Annotated in this window: 17 protein-coding genes; 11 read left to right on the forward strand and 6 right to left on the reverse strand. The window is 45.3% G+C overall.

All coding sequences use genetic code 11. The features are described from left to right. The first annotated feature begins 34 nt into the window (after positions 1-34). The 3 genes from greB to Q4Q52_RS07600 all read left to right on the forward strand — a co-directional run bounded on the left by greB (position 35) and on the right by Q4Q52_RS07600 (position 5,248). Positions 35-538: a transcription elongation factor GreB gene (gene greB, locus Q4Q52_RS07590; RefSeq protein ID WP_006079584.1), complete on the forward strand. Its 504-nt coding sequence runs from the start codon at positions 35-37 to the stop codon at positions 536-538. Between the two features lie 163 nt (positions 539-701). Continuing rightward, on the forward strand, positions 702-3,065 hold the full coding sequence (locus Q4Q52_RS07595; RefSeq protein ID WP_311990257.1) for a Tex family protein: 2,364 nt from the start codon (positions 702-704) through the stop codon (positions 3,063-3,065). A 218-nt stretch (positions 3,066-3,283) separates the two neighbouring features. Continuing rightward, positions 3,284-5,248 (forward strand): LTA synthase family protein, encoded by a 1,965-nt coding sequence (locus Q4Q52_RS07600; RefSeq protein WP_259483618.1) that lies wholly within the window; start codon positions 3,284-3,286, stop codon positions 5,246-5,248. Between the two features lie 97 nt (positions 5,249-5,345). Here Q4Q52_RS07600 and Q4Q52_RS07605 read toward each other — a convergent pair whose 3' ends face one another. Further along, positions 5,346-5,903 carry a hypothetical protein gene (locus Q4Q52_RS07605; protein ID WP_011845432.1) on the reverse strand — a complete coding sequence of 186 codons (558 nt, stop codon included), beginning with the start codon at positions 5,901-5,903 and terminating at the stop codon, positions 5,346-5,348. Positions 5,904-5,964: 61 nt separating this feature from the next. Further along, a complete protein-coding gene (gene bioH / locus Q4Q52_RS07610; protein WP_311990258.1) occupies positions 5,965-6,759 on the reverse strand; it encodes a pimeloyl-ACP methyl ester esterase BioH in 795 nt (264 codons plus the stop codon). 32 nt (positions 6,760-6,791) lie between these two features. Between bioH and Q4Q52_RS07615 the strand changes: the two genes are divergently transcribed. The 7 genes from Q4Q52_RS07615 (at position 6,792) to nfuA (ending at position 14,014) form a co-directional block, all read left to right on the forward strand. Further along, positions 6,792-7,574, forward strand: a complete 783-nt coding sequence (locus tag Q4Q52_RS07615) for a ComF family protein (protein ID WP_311990260.1) — start codon at positions 6,792-6,794, stop codon at positions 7,572-7,574. Between the two features lie 178 nt (positions 7,575-7,752). Further along, positions 7,753-8,499 carry a helix-turn-helix transcriptional regulator gene (locus tag Q4Q52_RS07620; RefSeq protein WP_311905475.1) on the forward strand — a complete coding sequence of 249 codons (747 nt, stop codon included), beginning with the start codon at positions 7,753-7,755 and terminating at the stop codon, positions 8,497-8,499. 2 nt (positions 8,500-8,501) lie between these two features. After that, positions 8,502-9,179, forward strand: coding sequence for a response regulator transcription factor (locus Q4Q52_RS07625; RefSeq protein WP_006084628.1), 678 nt, complete (start codon positions 8,502-8,504; stop codon positions 9,177-9,179). Beyond that, on the forward strand, positions 9,166-10,416 hold the full coding sequence (locus tag Q4Q52_RS07630; protein WP_311990261.1) for a HAMP domain-containing sensor histidine kinase: 1,251 nt from the start codon (positions 9,166-9,168) through the stop codon (positions 10,414-10,416). Before Q4Q52_RS07625 ends, Q4Q52_RS07630 begins: the two co-directional genes overlap by 14 nt. Positions 10,417-10,590: 174 nt before the next feature. After that, positions 10,591-11,355, forward strand: coding sequence for an outer membrane protein OmpK (locus Q4Q52_RS07635; RefSeq protein WP_212599498.1), 765 nt, complete (start codon positions 10,591-10,593; stop codon positions 11,353-11,355). Positions 11,356-11,447: 92 nt separating this feature from the next. After that, entirely contained in the window at positions 11,448-13,196 is a 1,749-nt protein-coding gene (gene urdA / locus Q4Q52_RS07640; RefSeq protein ID WP_263141477.1) for a urocanate reductase, read from the forward strand. 239 nt (positions 13,197-13,435) lie between these two features. Next, a complete protein-coding gene (gene nfuA / locus Q4Q52_RS07645) occupies positions 13,436-14,014 on the forward strand; it encodes a Fe-S biogenesis protein NfuA (protein WP_006079591.1) in 579 nt (192 codons plus the stop codon). A gap of 84 nt (positions 14,015-14,098) precedes the next feature. Here the strand turns inward: nfuA and Q4Q52_RS07650 are convergent, their stop codons facing one another. Together Q4Q52_RS07650 and Q4Q52_RS07655 are read right to left on the reverse strand one after the other, a co-directional pair. After that, positions 14,099-16,036, reverse strand: coding sequence for a S9 family peptidase (locus tag Q4Q52_RS07650; protein WP_311990262.1), 1,938 nt, complete (start codon positions 16,034-16,036; stop codon positions 14,099-14,101). Between the two features lie 80 nt (positions 16,037-16,116). Continuing rightward, on the reverse strand, positions 16,117-17,484 hold the full coding sequence (locus Q4Q52_RS07655; RefSeq protein ID WP_311990263.1) for an MATE family efflux transporter: 1,368 nt from the start codon (positions 17,482-17,484) through the stop codon (positions 16,117-16,119). A 22-nt stretch (positions 17,485-17,506) separates the two neighbouring features. On the opposite strand from Q4Q52_RS07655, the gene Q4Q52_RS07660 reads away from it, so the two are divergent. Then, positions 17,507-18,553, forward strand: coding sequence for a polysaccharide deacetylase family protein (locus Q4Q52_RS07660; protein ID WP_311990264.1), 1,047 nt, complete (start codon positions 17,507-17,509; stop codon positions 18,551-18,553). On the opposite strand, the gene Q4Q52_RS07665 is transcribed toward Q4Q52_RS07660, so the two are convergent. Then, a complete protein-coding gene (locus tag Q4Q52_RS07665; RefSeq protein ID WP_006084621.1) occupies positions 18,554-19,186 on the reverse strand; it encodes an SCO family protein in 633 nt (210 codons plus the stop codon). A 47-nt stretch (positions 19,187-19,233) separates the two neighbouring features. Further along, complete coding sequence (gene cyoE, locus Q4Q52_RS07670) at positions 19,234-20,139, reverse strand: heme o synthase (RefSeq protein ID WP_063882479.1); 906 nt, start codon at positions 20,137-20,139, stop codon at positions 19,234-19,236. Between the last annotated feature and the right edge of the window lie 9 nt (positions 20,140-20,148).

A 20,148-nucleotide genomic window follows, 5' to 3' on the forward strand; every position in this document is an offset into this window, starting at 1 on the left:
TGTTTTTTGCTCAGCATGTGGATAATAAAGAGTTATGAAAGCGCATTTGATCACCCGACAGGGTTGGCAAACTTTAGATAAAGAATTGAAGTATTTGTGGAAAGAATATCGGCCGCAAATTACCCTTAAAGTCCAAGAGGCGGCGGCGCAGGGCGACCGTAGCGAGAACGCTGATTACACTTACAACAAGCGTTTGTTAAGACAAATTGATGGCCGAGTCAGATACTTAGTTAAGCGGTTAGAAGAATTAAAAATTGTCGATTACTCGCCGCAGCAGGAAGGTAAAATATTCTTCGGCGCTTGGTTCGAGCTTGAAAATGAAGCGGGTGATCGCGTGCGTTATCGGATCGTCGGTAAAGATGAACTCGATACCAAATTGGGCTACATCACCATCGACTCGCCCATGGCGCGTGCCTTAATCGGCAAGCAAGTGGACGATGAGGTGGTAGTGCAAACGCCATCGGGTCCAAAAGAGTGGTATATCAATCAGATCCGTTACACTCCTTTTGAAACCACTCTCGCCAGCGAGGCAGATTAGCGACAGGGTTGCTGCCGTGACAACCGCTGCGGTCACCATGGCATGACGGGGAAAGATCAAAGACTCTGCTTTGACCTAGGCTTTAGCATGAAACATACGGGGCGCCTGTGGTATCTTTGGCGCAATAACGACTTACTTTACAGTTAGGCACGACACTTTATTTATGCAAACTAATGCACATAACATCGCTCAGATTATCGCTCAAGAACTGAATGTTCGTGAGCAACAAGTTGCCGCAACCATCACTCTGCTTGACGATGGTGCGACAGTTCCCTTCGTTGCCCGTTATCGTAAAGAAGCCACGGGCGGATTAGACGATACGCAACTGCGTACCTTGTACACACGTTTAGGTTACCTGCGTGAGCTGAACGACAGACGCCAAGTGATTCTGTCTAGCATCCAAGCTCAGGGTAAGTTAACGCCAGAATTACAAAGGGCTATTGACGACGCCGACAGCAAGACACGTCTCGAAGATTTATACCTGCCCTTCAAACCTAAGCGCCGCACTAAGGGCCAAATCGCTATCGAAGCTGGGCTTGAGCCATTAGCCGATGCCTTACTGGTTGATCGTAGCGTAGATGTCGAGACTACAGCGGCGGGTTATATCAATAGCGAAGCGGGTTTTGCCGATGTTAAAGCTGTGCTCGAAGGTGCGCGTTATATCCTGATGGAACGCTACGCCGAAGACGCTGAATTACTGCGTAAAGTGCGTGAGCATTTAAGCCAAAACAGTGTGTTAGAAAGCCGTTTAATTGCCGGTAAAGAGAAAGAAGGCGCGAAATTCCGAGATTATTTTGAGCATACCGAACAGTTAGCTAAGATCCCATCACACCGTGCGCTGGCTATGCTGCGTGGCCGTAACGAAGGTTTCTTAACCTTATCTATGAATGCAGACCCCGCCGCCGAAGCGGGCCAAGGTAGTTACTGCGAAGTGATTATCTGTGATCACTTAGGGCTGAAATTAGGCGATAGCAGCGTTGATCAATGGTTAAAAACCGTGGTGACGGCGACATGGCGCATTAAGATTGCGCTACAGATGGAAACCGAGTTTATTTCGCAAATGCGCGAACGCGCCGAAGCCGAGGCCATTAAAGTTTTCGCCCGTAACTTAGGTGATTTATTGATGGCCGCTCCAGCGGGCGCGAAAGCGACCATGGGACTCGATCCAGGTTTACGTACTGGCGTGAAAGTGGCGGTGGTCGATAACACGGGTAAGATGTTGTGCCATGCGACGATTTTCCCGCATGCACCGCAAAATCTGTGGGAAAAGTCGATTCGTACTCTGGCGAACTTAGTCAAAATGCATAAGGTTGAATTGATTGCGATTGGTAACGGCACGGCATCACGGGAAACCGACAAGCTGGCCGCTGAGCTGATTGCCGCCGTGAAAGATACCCATCCACACTTGACCAAAGTAATGGTCAGCGAAGCGGGCGCGTCTGTGTATTCGGCATCGGAATTGGCGGCGCTGGAGTTCCCCGATCTCGATGTCTCGATTCGTGGTGCTGTGTCTATCGCCCGCCGTTTGCAGGATCCGTTAGCCGAACTGGTGAAAATTGAGCCTAAGTCTATCGGTGTGGGTCAATACCAACACGATGTGAGCCAAAGCCAATTATCGGGTTCACTGGAAGCCGTGGTTGAAGACTGTGTAAACGGTGTGGGTGTGGATCTCAACATGGCCTCTGCGCCTTTGTTGTCGCAAGTGGCGGGTTTAAACAAGACGTTAGCGAAAAATGTGGTCGATTACCGCGATGCCAATGGTCAGTTTAAGAATCGTAAAGAGTTACTGAAAGTGCCACGTTTAGGGCCTAAAGCCTATGAGCAAGCGGCGGGCTTTTTGCGTATTCGTGAAGGTGACAACCCACTCGATGCCTCGTCTGTACATCCAGAGGCTTATTCGCTAGTGGAAACTATCGCTAAGACTAAGCAAGTCGAGTTGGCGAGCCTGATGGGTAACTCAGATCTACTGCGCAGCATTAAGGCTGAAGAATTTATTACTGCGGAATTTGGTTTGCCGACTGTGACGGATATTTTAGCTGAGCTGGATAAGCCGGGACGCGATCCCCGTGGTGAGTTTAAAACCGCCAAGTTTAAAGATGGCGTGGAAGAACTTAAGCACTTGAAACCTGAAATGGTGCTCGAAGGTGTGGTGACCAACGTGACTAACTTTGGTGCCTTCGTCGATATTGGCGTACATCAAGATGGACTGGTGCATATCTCTTCACTGACCGACAAGTTTATTAGCGATCCCCACACAATCGTGAAAGCGGGTGATGTGGTCAAAGTTAAAGTGATGGAAGTGGATGTTGAGCGTCGTCGTATCGGTTTGAGCATGCGTTTGGACGAAGCTATCGACCAAAGCAAGTCGCAGCAAAGACCGCACAATCCTGCCAGAACTCATAACAGTAAGGCACCACAGTCAGCGAAACCTGCTGCGCGTCCTACGCAAAAGCAAGCACCTAAAGCACCTGCGAACGCGGCCATGGGCAATGCCTTTGCCGATGCCTTCGCTAAGCTGAAAAAGTAAGCGTTAACCGTTAAGACTCGGACTTAAGCCATGTCCGAGTCGACTTTTTTACATGTTACTCACAAAATTGTTGCATCAATGTCGTCTTAGGGAATATAAAGTCGGCATTTAATGCAACGTTAAGCAAAATCGGTTGTCATAGCACAGCTTATTCATCGATTTTTTTTCAAATTGACACTCCAACGCTGAGTGGCTCTTTATACGTTTTGGGGTAACACATGCAATCTGGTTTATCACCTCGCGGGCACAACAATGCCCATGGGCCTTTCCGCGCCATCTTTATTTTCTCGCTATTAGTGCTTTTTATTGCCACCGCGAGCCGTATCGCTTTAGGGCTGTGGCAAGCCGATCGCGTGGCCGCTGTGGATGGTTGGTCGCATCTCTTAATCCAAGGTTTACGCGTCGATATCGCTACCCTGTGCTGGTTATGGGGTATTGCTGCCTTAGGAACCGCATTGTTTTCGGGTGATCATTTTATTGGCCGTCTGTGGCAGCCGATTTTACGGGTGTGGTTAACTGTCGGTCTGTGGATCATCCTCTTTTTAGAAGCATCGACCCCTGCGTTTATTGAAGAATACGGTATTCGCCCGAATCGTTTGTATGTGGAATATCTGATCTATCCGAAAGAAGTGCTTTCTATGCTGTGGGCGGGTCGCAAACTTGAGCTGATCTTCTCCGTGCTATTAACTATCGGTACGCTTTGGGGCGGCTGGGTGTTAAGCGGTAAGCTCACTAAAAATCTACGTTTTCCGCGCTGGTACTGGCGTCCAGTATTGGCAGTGCTTGTTATCGCCATGACGTTATTGGGTGCGCGTTCAACCTTAGGCCATAGACCGATTAACCCTGCTATGGTGGCGTTTGCCGACGATCCATTAGTGAACTCTTTAGTCATCAACTCAGCCTATTCATTAGTGTTTGCCATCAAGCAGATGGGCAGTGAAGAAGATGCCTCTAAAGTGTATGGCAAGTTAGATAACGCTGAGATTATTGCGACCATAAGACAGGAAAGTGGTCGTCCTGACAGTGCATTTACCTCAACGGATATCCCATCGCTAAGCTTTAACCAAGCCAGTTATACCGGAAAGCCAAAGAACTTAGTGATCCTACTACAAGAGAGTTTAGGCGCTCGTTTTGTGGGGAGTTTAGGTGGTTTACCGCTGACTCCGAATATCGATGCTTTATCCAAAGAAGGTTGGTATTTCGATAATTTGTACGCCACTGGTACTCGTTCAGTGCGCGGGATAGAAGCTGTAACGACAGGCTTTACCCCGACGCCAGCTCGTGCTGTGGTGAAACTGGGTAAGAGCCAAGTTGGCTTCTTCAGCATAGCTGAATTACTTAAAAATCATGGCTATACAACGCAGTTTATTTATGGTGGTGAGAGCCATTTCGACAATATGCGTAGCTTCTTTTTGGGCAACGGCTTTAGTGACATCATAGATCAGAAAGATTATAAATCTCCGGCCTTTGTGGGCTCGTGGGGCGCCTCTGATGAAGACTTAATGCGCAAAGCGAATAGTGAGTTTGAGCGTCTACACAGTGAAGGTAAGCCTTTCTTTAGTCTAGTTTTTAGCTCGAGCAACCACGATCCATTCGAATTCCCTGATGATCGTATCGAGCTGTACGAGCAACCTAAGCAAACCCGCAACAATGCAGCGAAATATGCCGATTATGCGATTGGTGAGTTTTTCAAATTGGCGAAAAACGCGGACTATTGGAAAGACACGATTTTTATCGTGGTTGCCGACCATGACAGCCGAGTGGGTGGTGCAGATCTGGTTCCAGTATCGCGTTTTCGGATTCCGGGTTTAATCCTTGGGGATAATTTAGCGCCAAAACGCGATCATCGTATTGTGAGCCAAATTGATTTACCGCCAACACTTCTATCATTGATTGGTATTTCAGACTCTTATCCTATGCTGGGCCGAGATTTGACTCAGGTCAGCGATGATTGGCCTGGACGCGCGTTAATGCAATACGATAAAAACTTTGCCCTGATGGAAGGTAAAGATGTAGTGATCCTGCAGCCAGAAAAAGCGGCTCAAGGTTTCGAATATAACGAAAAAACTGAGCAGTTAACGCCTTATGCGCCAGCTGCGGCAGCGTTAGAGAAGAAAGCCTTAAGTTGGGCATTATGGGGCAGTTTGGCCTACCAGCAAGAGCTGTATCGTTTGCCTAAATAAGCGTTAAACAGCATAAGAAATGCCGCTATTTAGCGGCATTTTTGTTTATTATTTTTGTTCATCTTGTGCGGGAAAAGATTAATCCGATTGGAATAAGTTAAATCCACGTCGACATGATAGATTCTTGCTCTGGCTGAGTCTGTTGTTGATAGAACTGACCAATACGTTGTCCAAGCTGTTGATAAAATTGAGTCGGTTCTCCTTGGAGCGATTGACGCGCCGCACTACTGGTATTCGCTTTGGCGTTACTGCTGGCATAATTTGCCGCACCTTGACTGACCTTTAAGCGGATATCCTTACGTTGCAGCGCCGCTTGACCGCGTGCAGCAACTTTAAGCGTCTTAGGTAACACCCGCTCGGCCACCACAAGGGGGGCTTTTTTCTCTTGCTGTTGTTGGCTTTGTTGCTGCGAGGATTGCTGTTGCTGCTGTTTTTCTTGAACTTGTTGCTGATTATTCTCGAGCGTTTTGGTTTGTTGCTGAGTTTGATCCGCTGTGCGTTCATTCTGCGGATTAAAGGCGCGTTCTTCATGACCTTTAGTGGCAGCTTGTGGGGGAATGACCACAGGTTTCAGTTGGTTGTCGACCCGAGCCGAGTCCGTCGCGACATTACTGGTCGCTAGTGGGACTTGGGGGTAGTTACTGACAACTAACATGGAAAATTCCTTGGTACACTAATGGTTAAATACTAGCCATTAATCGCTCAAAGATAAAGCGTTAGCGTGTCTGTAACGCTAACCAAGGCATAAATACCTGCAAAAACTCCTGCTGATGGGAAATAAAGGGCGCGTGAGAGGCTTTGGCAAGCATCACATCTTCAATTTGCGGCGTGATCGGCATCTTAGGTGGTACGCGTTTGGGCACTAGCCCATCGAGTCGACCCCAGATTCTTAGCCAAGGTTGCTGTAATTCTGTCAGTTGCGGTCTTAAGTCGATGTCAGTCAGCATGCTTAAACCTTGATTTAAGGCTCTGGCATCGGGTAATGGGCGCGCAAGAACAAGATCGCGCAGCCGTTTGATATCTTCTTTGGCGGTTTCGCTACCCATGGCCTGAATCGCTAGAAATCTCTCAATAGTTTTAGGTAAATTTTGCCCAAGTTGTTCACTAAATTGACTCAGCACTTGGGGGGGGATGCCCGGCCATGCTTCATCCTCTCTCGCCATAAAGCAGGGTGATGAAGCGATAGTGATCAAGCCTTTGATTTTTTGTGGATAACTCAGTGCTGCCTGAGTCGCCACGAGCCCACCGAGTGACCAGCCGGCCCAAATAGCGTGTTCTGGTAATGCGACGACTAAGGCATCGACCCAAGCTAATAGATCACCTTCCACCATCTGACTATGGCCGAAGCCCGGCAAGTCGACATAGTGCACCCTATACTGAGACAGTGACTCATGTAATGGCGTAAACACAGCGCTATTGACTCCCCAACCGTGAAGCATCACCAGATCTGGCCCTTGGCCTCTGATTTCAATATGCAAATTTGCGTGGTTTGTGGATGTCACTTGGCTCACTTGAGTGCCTCAAAAATGGATTAGGTGAAGGTATGTCGCGCTTTGTTAAAAGGATTTGGCCGCCATCCGCTTGGCGGATAGTGTGTTTAGGCTATCAACTCAGCACAAGGTGGTTGGCGGGCAGTTTACCTAACCGTTGCCTGCTGTGCCACCAATCCATATCACTTCCCGAGACTGGCATTTGCGCCGTTTGTCTTCAATCTGGCTTATATCATGGGCCTATTTGCTTAGGTTGCGGTAAGTCGATGCAAATAGAAGTCGATTATTGCGGTGAATGCCAAAAGCGCCAGCCACGTAAAGTCATTGCGCCTTGTAGTTATCATCAAGGTTTGGGTGCTTGGGTTGGTGCGATTAAATATCAAGGTCAACTTGCCGCTTTGCCCGTGCTTTGTAGCGCCTTAGTGGCACGCATTAAGGTATTAGAACAGCAAGGATTAATCTCGCTGCCTCAAGCGATAATGCCAGTCCCATTGCATCCCAAACGCTTACAACAACGGGGATTTAATCAGGCGTGGTTAATTGCTCATGAGCTTTCACAGCTCTTACAACTGCCATTAGTGAGCGAGGGATTAACGCGCCAGCAAGACACTCGGCCGCAGGCCGGACTTTCGGGTGCACAGCGACGACGCAACTTACACGGGGCCTTTATGTTAGCGGATGATTTTGCGTTCCAGCGGATTGCACTGGTGGATGATGTGGTCACGACAGGCACCACAGTCTCTGAAATTGCCCGCTTATTCGAAGCGCGATACGTACATGTGCAGGTATGGTGTTTGGCAAGGGCTGAGGCGCCAGGCTTGTTGGATGATATTTAAAAACGGTTAAAAGCATTGCTCCATTATATCTTTGTGTATGTCAAAATTATGTCAAAAATACTGAGTAAAAAAGAATAAGTTTTACTTTTGCGACAAGATGTAAGTATCTGTATCAATGGGTTTTGTTTATTTTTTGTATTGAGATACCTTCCTATATTATTTCGTTTGGAGGGTATTTATGGACGCTAAACTGGCGCGATCAAATGCAGATACGGCATCAACGCTGAAGGACGTTATTCAGGCGATAAACTACTCTTTAAAGCTACATGGTTTTTGTGGTTTCTGGTTTCAAGGAGTTCCACATTGTGCGTATGAAAATTATCACTTTCCAAAAGATACCAATCTGTTCTCTCCTACGGCACTAAGAAAACCTATCGCCAGCATAGCTTCTTCCCCTGTTATGGCTGAATTACAGCGTTTTTATTTAAATCAGATAGCCTCCCATGATTTCAATTTTGGTTTTTCATTGGATACTTCAAAATCTTATATGTATAGATTCACGAGTGAAAAAAATGATAAGACCAGCCTACTGTTTAGTAAGCATAATATTCAAAGTGTTTTGAGCTGGCCCATCTCTTGCCACTCTAATCGTCATTGGGCTGGCCGCTTCATACTACTCAGCCATCTTAGTGCCTCGGAGGTGGTGTTAGAGGGATTGGCAGACACTTTAAAGGAAGCCCAAAACAAGCTGTTTGAATGTAATAAACAATTGTTCAATCCATTTCTACAAAGCTCGCTACTTAAAGATAATGCGAGAGATATCCTGCTCATGGTCGCAAACGGCCTTCAGAATGACGAAATTTCAACTCAGCTCCCGATAAGTGTCAGAGGAGTTGAATATCATATGGAAGCTATGCGCAAGAAATTTGGGGCTACAAATAGAGCAAACTTAATCCATTTAGCCCATCAATATGAGTTGATCTAAATATGTTGATATTACTGGTTGAAGATAATCGACTTCTCTCTAACAACATCATTCAATATCTTGAATTGAGTGGCATAGAGTGCGATTACGCTTTCAACCTAGCTCAGGCTGATATGCTCATTAGTCAGCAGCAATTTGACGCTATTATTCTCGACCTAAATTTGCCTGATGGTGATGGGATTGAAGCATGTGAACGCTGGAAAGCACAGTGCATTACTTCGCCCATAATAATGTTAACCGCACGTAGTAGTCTGAATGAGCGCTTGAATGGGTTTGCTGTTGGCGCGGATGATTATTTAGTAAAACCATTTGCAATGGAGGAACTCGTCGCGCGATTGAAGGTGGTTGCTCAGCGTCGTCCGGCGCCTCAAAGGCTAGTCATTGGGGAGCTAGAAATTGATTTTGGAAACCATAGGGTATATCGCCAAGGACAGCTTCTTGCTTTACCTAAAACAGGCTGGCAGATCCTTGTTTTATTAGCTCGGCGTAGCCCAGAAACAGTGAGTAGAGAAGAGATTGAGCGAACGATTTGGCCCAATAGTGCTCCTGATAGTGATAGTTTACGCAGCCATATTCATCTGTTACGAAGGGTGATAGATCGACCCTTTGAACGACAAATATTGCATACGATTCGTGGAGTCGGTCTAAGCCTTAGGGATGATATCAATGCAAGCTCCTAAGCTTAGCCTCAAGCGGAGCTACCAAGTATGGGGTGTTATTTTTCTATTAATAACATTAGGTATTAATAGCTTTATACCACTGTGCATGATGTGTGCAGGTATGATTTCTATGCATGAGGTCACCATACATAATGCAGGGCAAGCTGCTGAGTCATTACTGACTATGGCGGAACATGCTCAACCGCAAAAACAATTACTTAATCAGCCGATTCTAAAAACTGATAACTTAACCGTCTATCTTAATTGGTCAGATATCCCTCCGCTGATTCGACAATTAAGTAATGATGAAGTCTTAACTGATGCGAATACAATTCTGTATGAGCATGCAGAAGGTCCCTTTGTTGATGCTTTGAGTGTGTACTACACACAGAGTGGCCAGCCACTCTATGTTTGGCTGCAGTACAGCGTTACCCATGACTTGCAATTTGCACCTAAAAACATGACTGCAATCTTGCTTCTAGTATTGATAACCTTCTGTGCAAGCGCAGGCCTTGCGTTTTATATGCAAAGTAAAGTGATTACACCTGTCCATCAAATTAGCCATGCGATTAAGCAGCATGATTGGGAGGGAGGAGGGAAACTTAGCTTACCGAAACAAGAATATGCTGAATTAAAGGCTATTGTTGATGCTTTAGATAACTCAATTTTACAACTTCAAGAGGCTCAGCAGCGGGAGCTAAATTTTCTGCGATTTGCTAGCCATGAATTACGTACGCCTGTTGCAATATGCCAGTCTTCATTCGAAATCCTCGCTTTACAACAAGGTGAACTCACTGGAGCGACTTTGTATGCTTCTCAAGCGACTGGACAAATGAAGTCTCTTATTGAAACACTGCTATGGTTAACAAATAAAGAGTGCTCCAGCCTAGAAAAAGAAAACGTAGCTCTGTCACCTTTACTTCTCAGTATTATCGAGGAGCAGCAACAAGTACATGGTCATGAACAAAAAATACAGTTATTAGCTGATGATACTTGTTTGCTAGTTCAGCTCCAGCCTTTAAAAATAATAATAAGTAATTTATTAAGGAATAGTATTGAACATGGTGGAGTCGATATTAATATTACTCAAGATGCTTGTTGTATAGCAATAACCAATTCCTACAATAGTAAGGGCCGCCATGGATTTGGTTTAGGGCTTTTACTGGTGAAACGTCTCGCGAATCAACTGGGTTGGATTTTTACTCGCTCATCTGCAAATAATTTATTTACTGCTAGGCTGGTAATATCTAATAACTAAAGAATGGGAACTATAGATTTACTGCATTAAACCACACACTTTTAAAATTCAAAAGCGCCGTTGGGCTTAGATCACATAGTCATCATGCTATTCGTAGTAACTTTATTATATAAAGTTTACTGGTCGATAAGTATTTTAAAATACTTCCTAGAATACATGATTGAGAGGGACTCTATGTGTAAAAAAAGTGTGGCATCTATTTTAGTCAGTGCAATTATTTTCAGTGGTTCAGTATATGCTGATGTGAATAAAACGAGCGTGGATTTAGGTTATAAGTTTTATACCAGTGACGCAAAAAATGATAACCCAGGTGTTTTTAATCAACCTTTTGTAAAGTTGAATCATTTAGGAATTGCTGATTGGGGTACTTACTTTGCTAATCTTAAGCTCGAAAACCCTGCTGAAATCGCGGAAAATCAGAAGAACCTTGATGGTAAAACTACCATTAAGTCATTATTGATACTTGAAAATAAGCTGGGAGAGTCGCAGTTCAACTTCTGGACTCAGAACTTTATCTCTGCGAGTGAAACGCTAGTTGAAGATAATCTTTACTTAGGTATTACCCATAATGCAAAAATTCAAAATTTATCACTAAACTATGGTGTCGGTTTAAATTATACCATTGGTAGCTTTTCCCCCACATCAGAGAAGTTTAATGATCTGTCAGGTTATGCCGTGGTTTTAAATGCAAAGTACCCATTTGAGTTGCTAGGGTTAAAACATAGTTTAAGTTTGAATTATGAAGCACAAATTGATAGGGATGAAGCGCATCAAGCATTATTTTCATATGACAGCTATGGCCATCAGATAATTACAACATTACAAACAAGCCTCACAGATTCAATATTTTCAAAGTTATATATCACCCATTATGATAGCTGGGGTTCGCAATATAATGATGGGATTGAATACGGTATATCTGTTGGTTATCAGTTTTAACGGTTTATCAAATAGGTTGAAATTTTGATAAGTAGAATCTCATTTAATTTGGTGCTGTTCTAATTTTTATCAAAAATAATAAGGGAATTGTAATGCATTATAAAAAATCCATTATTGGTATTGCTGCAACGGCAACAGCAATTATTGTCGGCTGTCAAGTTACCCATCAAATAGTAAAAAGCCAGGGAACCGCTCAAGGCAAGCATGGTGAAGTGCAGGTCGAAACCACATTCAAAGACGGACACATTGTGGCGATTGATGTACTAAAGCAAAAGGAAAATAAGGTCCTTGCTGGTGCCGTATTTAAAGATGTTAAACAGGCGATTATTGATAATAACTCTATCGAGGTTGACGGTATTGCAGGCGCAACCGTAACGTCTAAAGCGCTTAAAGAAGCTGTGGGTAAAAGTATTGAAGCCGCAGGTGTTACGTTAGTTGCTGTCGCTTCAGCTAAAAAAAATGAAGCATTAACACCAGCAGAATATACCTATGATGTGGTGATTATTGGCTCGGGTGGTGCAGGTTTCAGTGCTGGTTTAGAGGCTATGGCCGCAGGCCGCTCCGCCGTTATTATTGAAAAAATGCCAATTATTGGTGGTAACTCATTGATCTCGGGTGCTGAGATGAATGTGGCTGGTAGTTGGGTACAAAAAAATATGGGTGTTACCGATAGCAAAGACCTGTTTATTAGCGACACGCTAAAAGGCGGCGATTTCAAAGGTGACCCTGAAATGGTTAAGACCATGGTCGATAATGCGGTTGATGCAGCTGAGTGGTTAAGGGATTACGTCAAAGTAGAATTTTACCCAGATCAATTATTTCAGTTTGGTGGACACAGCGTGAAACGAGCGCTAATCCCTAAAGGTCATACCGGAGCAGAGGTGATCAGCAAGTTTTCTATTAAAGCTGAAGAAGTTGGCTTACCAATTCATACCAATACTAAGGCTGAAAAGTTAATTCAAGATCAAACGGGCCGAATTGTGGGTGTAGAAGCGACTCATAATGGCAAAACGGTAACCTATTATGCAAAACGCGGTGTTGTGATTGCCACGGGTGGCTTCTCGTCTAACATGGAAATGCGTAAAAAATATAACCCAGAGTTAGATGAACGTTATGGCAGTACTGGTCATTCAGGTGGTACTGGTGACGGTATTGTGATGGCAGAAAAAATACATGCAGCAGCTAAAAATATGGGATATATCCAGTCATATCCCATTTGTAGCCCAACCTCGGGTGCGATTGCCTTGATTGCAGACTCTCGCTTCTTTGGTGCGGTGTTAATCAACCAGAAGGGTGAGCGCTTTGTTGAGGAATTGGAACGCCGAGATGTGATTTCACAGGCCATTCTAGCCCAACCAGGCCGTTATACTTATGTGCTCTGGAACCAAGCTATTGAAGATGTTGCCCATACTGTTGAAATGCATCAAGGTGAACTGAAGGAATTCACAAAAGACGGGCTAATGTATAAGGTCGACACCCTAGAAGAAGCCGCCAAAGTCTTTAATATTCCTGAAGACAAGTTGTTATCAACGATTAAAAACGTGAATCGTTATGCCGCAACAGGAAAGGATGAAGCCTTTAATCATCGCTCAGGATTGGTTGATTTAAGTAAAGGACCTTATTGGATTTTAAAGGCTACACCTTCTGTGCACCATACAATGGGTGGACTAGCGGTTGATACACGTACTCGTGTACTTGATGAACAAGGAAAAGTGATTCCGGGCTTGTTTGCTGCGGGTGAAGTGACTGGTTTAACCCATGGAACCAATCGACTCGGTGGAAATGCTTACACTGATATCATTGTCTTTGGTCGTATCGCGGGACAAGAAGCGGCTAAATAGTTTGTATTTTATGTCTGGCTTAAAGCGACCCAATTGGGTCGCTTTTGTTTGTAAATGATGCAGTTCACTCGCGTACAACACATTCGTTTAAAGCTTGTTTATGATGAATAAATCGTGATCGCTATGGCAAAAATCCATAAACTTGCTATCCAAAGGACTACAAAGCGAAGGTGAGTCGGAGTATCATACGGCTAATTCTTACTAAAACACTCAGGTATCCCCTGACGGAGCAGGTTTTCATGATTACCATTTCCGATGCGGCTCAAGCCCATTTTGTTAAGTTGTTAGCAGATCAACCTGAAGGCACTCATATTCGCGTATTTGTGATCAGTCCAGGAACCTCGCAAGCCGAGTGTGGTGTGTCTTATTGTCCACCGGATGCCGTGGAAAGTGATGATATTGAAATCGAGTTCACTGGCTTCAATGCTATGGTCGATGAGAAGAGTGCACCTTTCCTTGAAGATGCCACTATCGATTTTGTGACTGACCAATTAGGTTCACAACTCACGCTCAAAGCACCTAACGCAAAAATGCGTAAAGTGTCTGGTGATGCACCTTTAGTCGAGCGTATCGAATACGTGATCCAATCAGAAATCAACCCTCAGTTAGCCGGCCATGGTGGTAATATCATGCTGGTTGAAATCACTAAAGAAGGCGTGGCTGTACTGCAGTTCGGCGGTGGTTGTAACGGTTGTTCTCAAGTTGATATCACCCTGAAGGATGGTATCGAAAAACAATTGTTAGACATGTTCCCAGGTGAGTTGACTGGCGTACGTGACGTGACAGATCACCAACATGGTGAACATTCTTACGCTTAATCTTGTTTGTTAAGCTGAATGAAAAACGCGACCTCAGAGTCGCGTTTTTTATATTTGGCTTTCGCTTTAAGTGCAGTTGCTAAGTTATAACTTAGGGTTGAGATTATCAGCTAAGAACTTATCTAAGGCTTTAAACGTCGCGAGTCTGTTGTCGTTATTGCTCAGGTAATGATCACCATTTTCCAACTCAATATACTCCACTGGTTTATTTAGTGATTTGAGCTCGTCATACATTTCTCGGCTATGTTGAACCTTGACGACTCTGTCCTTATCGCCATGTAGCAGTAATACTGGGATGTTAATTTTATCTGCTTTACTGATAGGTGATCGCTCATAGAGGGCATCGAGATCATCTCCTATTTGCTCTTTAACCACTTCATAGTTGGTATGTCTGCGGCTTGATTTTACGAGGTAGGCCACATCGGTCACACCAGCCACACTGATGGCGCAACGGTAAAGATCGGGAGTCATAGCAGCCCCCATTAAGGCCGCGTAACCACCATAACTCGCACCGGCAATACAAATGCGTTTAGGATCGCTAATCCCTTGAGCAATTAGGTAACGAGTCCCGTCTTCAACATCGTTTTGCATTTCGAGTCCCCAGCTTTTTAGGCCAGCCTTCATAAACTCATAGCCGTAACCTGCCGACCCCCTGAAATTCATTCGAAATACCGCATAACCCCGATTAGCGAAAAACTGTGCCCAATAGTCAAAGTCGTTACTGTCGTAACTAATCGGGCCGCCATGGGGGAAAATAATCGTCGGTAGCTGTTTAGCTTCGAGTCCCTTTGGTACTGTTAGGTAAGCATCGATTTTGAGCTTATCCCTTGCTTCATAAGTTAGATGTTGGGTGTTGGCGAGTAGCTCACTATTGAGCTTGCCGTATCGGTTAGCGATGGGATAAAGCGTTTTTTCGTCCCTATCGCCGAAATAATAAGTGCCAGGCTCGGTCGAGCTGGTGGAATACACTATGTAGCGGCGTTCATTTGCACTGAATTGAGTAATATAGTTGTGAGCATCGGGTAATACAGCCTTAAGACCATTTTGTAGTCCAACATATTCTGTTTCCCAGAAGGTGTATTCCTCGCCGTCGCCTTCACTGATACCAATGACTTTTTTCTTTAATTGCGAGTAGAGTAAATCCCCTTCGACGTCAGTTGCTTCATTGGCGTAAACCAACTCTTTTGTAAGATTAGGGTCGGTCAGGTTCACTTTAAAAATGGCTTCGAAACCTTGGTGATAGGCGCGAACGTAGAGGATATTAGGGTCTGCATCAAAACCTAATGGCCAAACAGTGTCCTCAGAAAAAGCTTTAAAGGTCCAAAGCAAGCGTGAATCACTCTTTTGCTCGGCCTGTTCATAAATGCGGTACTCAGTATCATCGTTGTAGATAGAAATTCGGACTTTGTGCTGCCTGTCGGTAATCCAACTGATGATCTTCTTTTTAGCATTTTGGGTGTAACTGGATTTCCCCTGCGCTAAATTGACTTTCAGAACGCTGTCTTCGCCTACGTTTTCTCCCATTCCGTCTAATGACAGTAAAATATTATCGGGATCATCTTGCATAAGATCGATAATTTGTCCCTGATGTTGCGGGATCCAATTAAGACGGTCTAAGACGCTGCGCGGAAGGACACTCGAGGTCTTTTTCGTGGTCAAATCATACTTAACAAGGCGGGTTTCGGTTGTAGGTGTACCGTAACGGTTAGCCGGAAACTTAGCACTGATCAGTAAGATATTATCGTTTGCCCACTGCAGAGACAGGATGACAAATTTTTGGTTATCCGTGTGCAGCGGAATGCTTTTTTCGCCTGTTTCTATATCTTGGATACTAACGACAGTACCTTTGAGTTTGGCTTGATCGACCCGTACAACAGAAGCGATTTTTTTGCCATTAGGCGAGAGCTGCACGGAGCTAACATCTGGGATGCTTGCAAAGGCTTCAACGGGTAATTGTGGCGCAGTGTTGGCAACCGTATAGTTACATAGCCACAGCAATAGCAGCGGTAAAATCCTTTTCATTATCGATTCACATCTTTGTTACATTTGTAGAATCAACATAATAATGATTTTGAGATTAGTAAACTACTGTCTTTACAGATTTATTTATGTAAAAAGGCCTGACTGAAATAATAGTGCCCAGCAAGCGTTAGGCTTCTGGCGACCATAAAGGCACTCATTGCGGCCCAGAGAGCGTGGTTACCTTGCTCTGGTAATAATAGTTGCTGCAGTAAATACCATGTCGGGAAAAATGCGCCGAAGGTGGCGAGTATCATGCTATTACGCATCACTTTACCTTTAGCGGCACCTATGTAGACCCCGTCGAATAAATACGAGCTAAAGGACCATAAAGGCAAGAATATTAGCCAGATAAGATAGGTTTGCGCAGTGGCTCTGACCTCATTAATGCTGGTCAATAACGCGATAATATTACTGCCAAAAAGACTAAATACAGCGCAGAATCCTAGCGCTGTTATGGCCGACCAGCACCAAGCTAATATTACAGCTTCCCTTAATTGTTCTACCTGTTTTTGCCCATAGGCACGGCCGACTTCTGCCTCGGCATAATAGGCTATACCATCTAGAGCATAGGAGATTAATAGCAGCAAATTCAATAACACGGCATTGGCCGCAACGGTATTATCACCTAGACCTGCACCATGGAATGTCATAAAGGCAAAAGCTGCCTGTAAGCAGAGGCTACGGACAAAAATATCTGTGTTGAGCCTCAGTAATTTGCCATAACCCGTTAATGTGACATGAGGAAATAGCTGGGATAAGTGAAACTCGGGTGCGCGCTTGAGTTGTTGTAACACCATAGTGAGTGCGACTGAGAAAGCGGTGATATCGGCAAAGACTGAGGCAAGGGCAGCGCCTTTAACGCCCCAACCTAAGCCGAGGACAAACACCACATCGAGAATAATATTGGCAAGGTTGGCTAAAATCAGCTGCCACATGGCGGCTTTAGGTTGTTGTCGCCCTAAGAGCCAACCTAACATCACTAAATTGAGCAGGGCGAAGGGCGTTGACCAAATCCGTACCTGAAAATACTCGCGGCAATAACGTTCGACCTCGCTACTCGCTTCGGATAATCCTAACGCTAAATTCAATATCGGGACTTGCAGTGCGATAACGCCTGCGCCCAATAATATCGCTAGCATAGCGCCTTGGACTAAGAGCTTGTGCTGGGCGTGAAGATCGTCAGCACCAAAGGCTTGCGCGACTAAACCTGTCGTCGCCATACGCAAAAATCCCAATAACCAAATGATTAATGTGATAATCGTTGACCCGACAGCGACTCCCCCTAAATAATAGGCTTCACTCAGATGACCTATGACAGCCGTATCGACTAAGCCCAACAGTGGGACAGTGATATTGGAGAGTATCATCGGCAGGGCGAGGATGAGTAATTGACGATTTTTCGCGCCGTTGAGCATCAGGTCGAGCCAAGTTAATTTAGCTGTATTCATTAATTTCAGAGGTGTTCACATTATGGTTAAACGTGTGCTGTTGGCACTCATAGGGCTAATGACGTTTTCTGCCCATGCCGTGGTCATTCTGCAATATCACCATGTATCTGAGACCACTCCGGCGGCCACAAGCGTGACGCCCGCGCAATTTCGTGAGCAAATGCAGTTTCTAGCCGATGATGGCTTTAAGGTGATCCCGCTTTCTCAGGTGGTTGAAGCGATAAAGCAAAAACAAGATTTACCGGCCAAAACAGTCGCGATTACCTTCGACGATGGTTATCGCAGCATAGCCACGACGGCGCATCCTATCCTAAAGGAATTTGGCTTTCCCTACACCTTGTTTGTGGCAATTGAGCCGATTAAACAAAAGTTTACTGAGATGATGACCTGGGATGAGCTGATAACGCTATCCAAGGAAGGCGCCGATATTGCTAACCACAGTTGGGCCCACGAACATTTGATTCGCGCCTTAGAAAATGAATCACAGGCGCAATGGTTAACGCGGATAAAAGCCAATATCTTAGATACAGAAAAGGCGATTGCAGATGCCACTGGGCACAATTTTAAAATGCTGGCTTATCCCTACGGTGAGTACAATCAAGCCTTGCAGGATATGTTAACCGAGAACGGCTTTGTCGCTTTAGGGCAGCAATCGGGAGCCGCTGGGCCCTATTCGCCGTTAACGGCACTGCCGCGTTTCCCTGTTGCGGGACAATATGCGGATTTAAAAAGCCTTAAGGCCAAGCTATACAGTTTAAACATGCCTGTAATTGCGCAGAGTCCTAGTGATCCTGAGTTAAAGGGCGGCCATTGGCGCCCAGAGCTTAAAGTCACCCTCGATATGAGCGATATCTCGGCTAAGCAAGTGATGTGTTATATCCAAGGCCAAGGTTCAAAACAGCCGACTTGGTTGAGTGAGAGCGAGTTTAGTGTTCAAGCGGATTTAGCTTTACCTGCGGGGCGTTCGCGTTATAACTGCACTGCGCCGAGTAAGGCGCGCAATGGCTACTATTGGTTTTCTCAACCTTGGGTGAGGCCAAAGGATGATGGCTCTTGGGTCAAAGAGTGATCAACGGCTAGGTTTGTATTGCGCCACTATTTTTCTAAAATCGCTAATCATTTCATCATTTAACACCTGCGGCGGTTTGCCTAATGCGGCCGTAGGTTTAAACACTGCGACTCGCGTTCCCTGCGGCGACACCAACACATAACCCGCACTATGGTCGACTTGGTAGTTTTCCCCTTCACCGACCATGGCATAGGTCAGTCCTAAGCTGCGGGTGAGCGGGAAGATTTGTGTCTGCTCGCCCGTGACCGCTTTAAATTCTGGATTGAAAAAATTCACATAGGTCAGGAGTTTATCCGGTGTGTCCCGTTTAGGGTCGACGGATAAAAACACCACCTGCAATGGCGCAATTTTGTTTAGATCGGGATAAGCCGCCGCGAGTTTATTTAAGGTCGTCGGGCAAACATCGGGGCAAAAGGTAAAACCGATAAAGAATAAGCTCCATTTCCCCTGCAAGCTGGCGTTGGTAAAAGCCTGCTGATGTTGATCGACCAATTCAAAGGGCGCTAATTCATAGGCTTGCGGAAACAAAAAACCACTCTCTAGCTCGATAGGTTTCGGGGGATTAAATTTCACCGCAAATAGGCCGCCAAGGCCGATCAATAATATGGCGATGACTAAAATTCTTTTCTGCATTATTGGCTCCATAACGACAGGTTAGCGCGACAAACGAGTTGCATACACTAGTTCCACAAATAGTGGTCGAGCAGTAATGCCATGAATAACAACATCAAATGATAGATAGAGAAGCGGAACACTTGCATCGCTAAGCCATCATGATCCCGATATTTAAGTTGCCATGCTTTATAGATAAATCCGCTACTGAGCAAACTAGAGCAGACGAAATATACAGGCCCACACATGCCAACCAGTACAGGTAATAGGCAAGCAATCGCCAGCAATACTGTGTAGAGCAGAATACAGGTTTTAGTAAACTCGACACCGTGGGTAACCGGCAGCATGGGAATATCCACTTTGGCATATTCGGCGCGTCTGTGAATGGCCAGAGCCCAAAAATGTGGCGGCGTCCATGTAAAAATGATGATCACTAACAACAGCGCATGGCCGTGAAATTCGTTCGTCACTGCAGTCCATCCCAGCAAGGGTGGCATAGCTCCCGCAAGGCCTCCAATCACAATGTTTTGTGATGTTGCGCGCTTCAAATAGGCCGTATAAACCAAGGCATAACCAATCAAGCTGGCAAAGGTGAGCCAAGCTGTGAGTGGATTTACTAAGGAATATAAGACGATAAAGCCAAGACTACCTAAGCTAGCGGCGAAAATTAACGCGCGGGTTGCCGAAATACGCCCTTTGGGTAGTGGGCGATTGTAGGTGCGTGCCATTAAGCCATCAATACGGCGATCGATCAGATGATTTAACGCCGCCGCCGAACCCGCCATCATGGCAATGCCCAGCATGCCTGCGAGTAAAGGTTGAACGGGCACAGCATGGGGCACAGCCAGACACATGCCGACTAAGACAGTGAGCAGCATGAGTGCGACCACTTTAGGTTTAGTCATTTCAAAATAGGCGCGCCATGTCACGCTGAACGTGGGTAGGCTACTGGTGATTGAGAGTGGTTTTGCCATCTTGGAGCC

This window comes from Shewanella sp. SP1S2-4, assembly GCF_031932075.1.
GTDB classification, from domain to species: Bacteria; Pseudomonadota; Gammaproteobacteria; order Enterobacterales; family Shewanellaceae; genus Shewanella; species Shewanella baltica.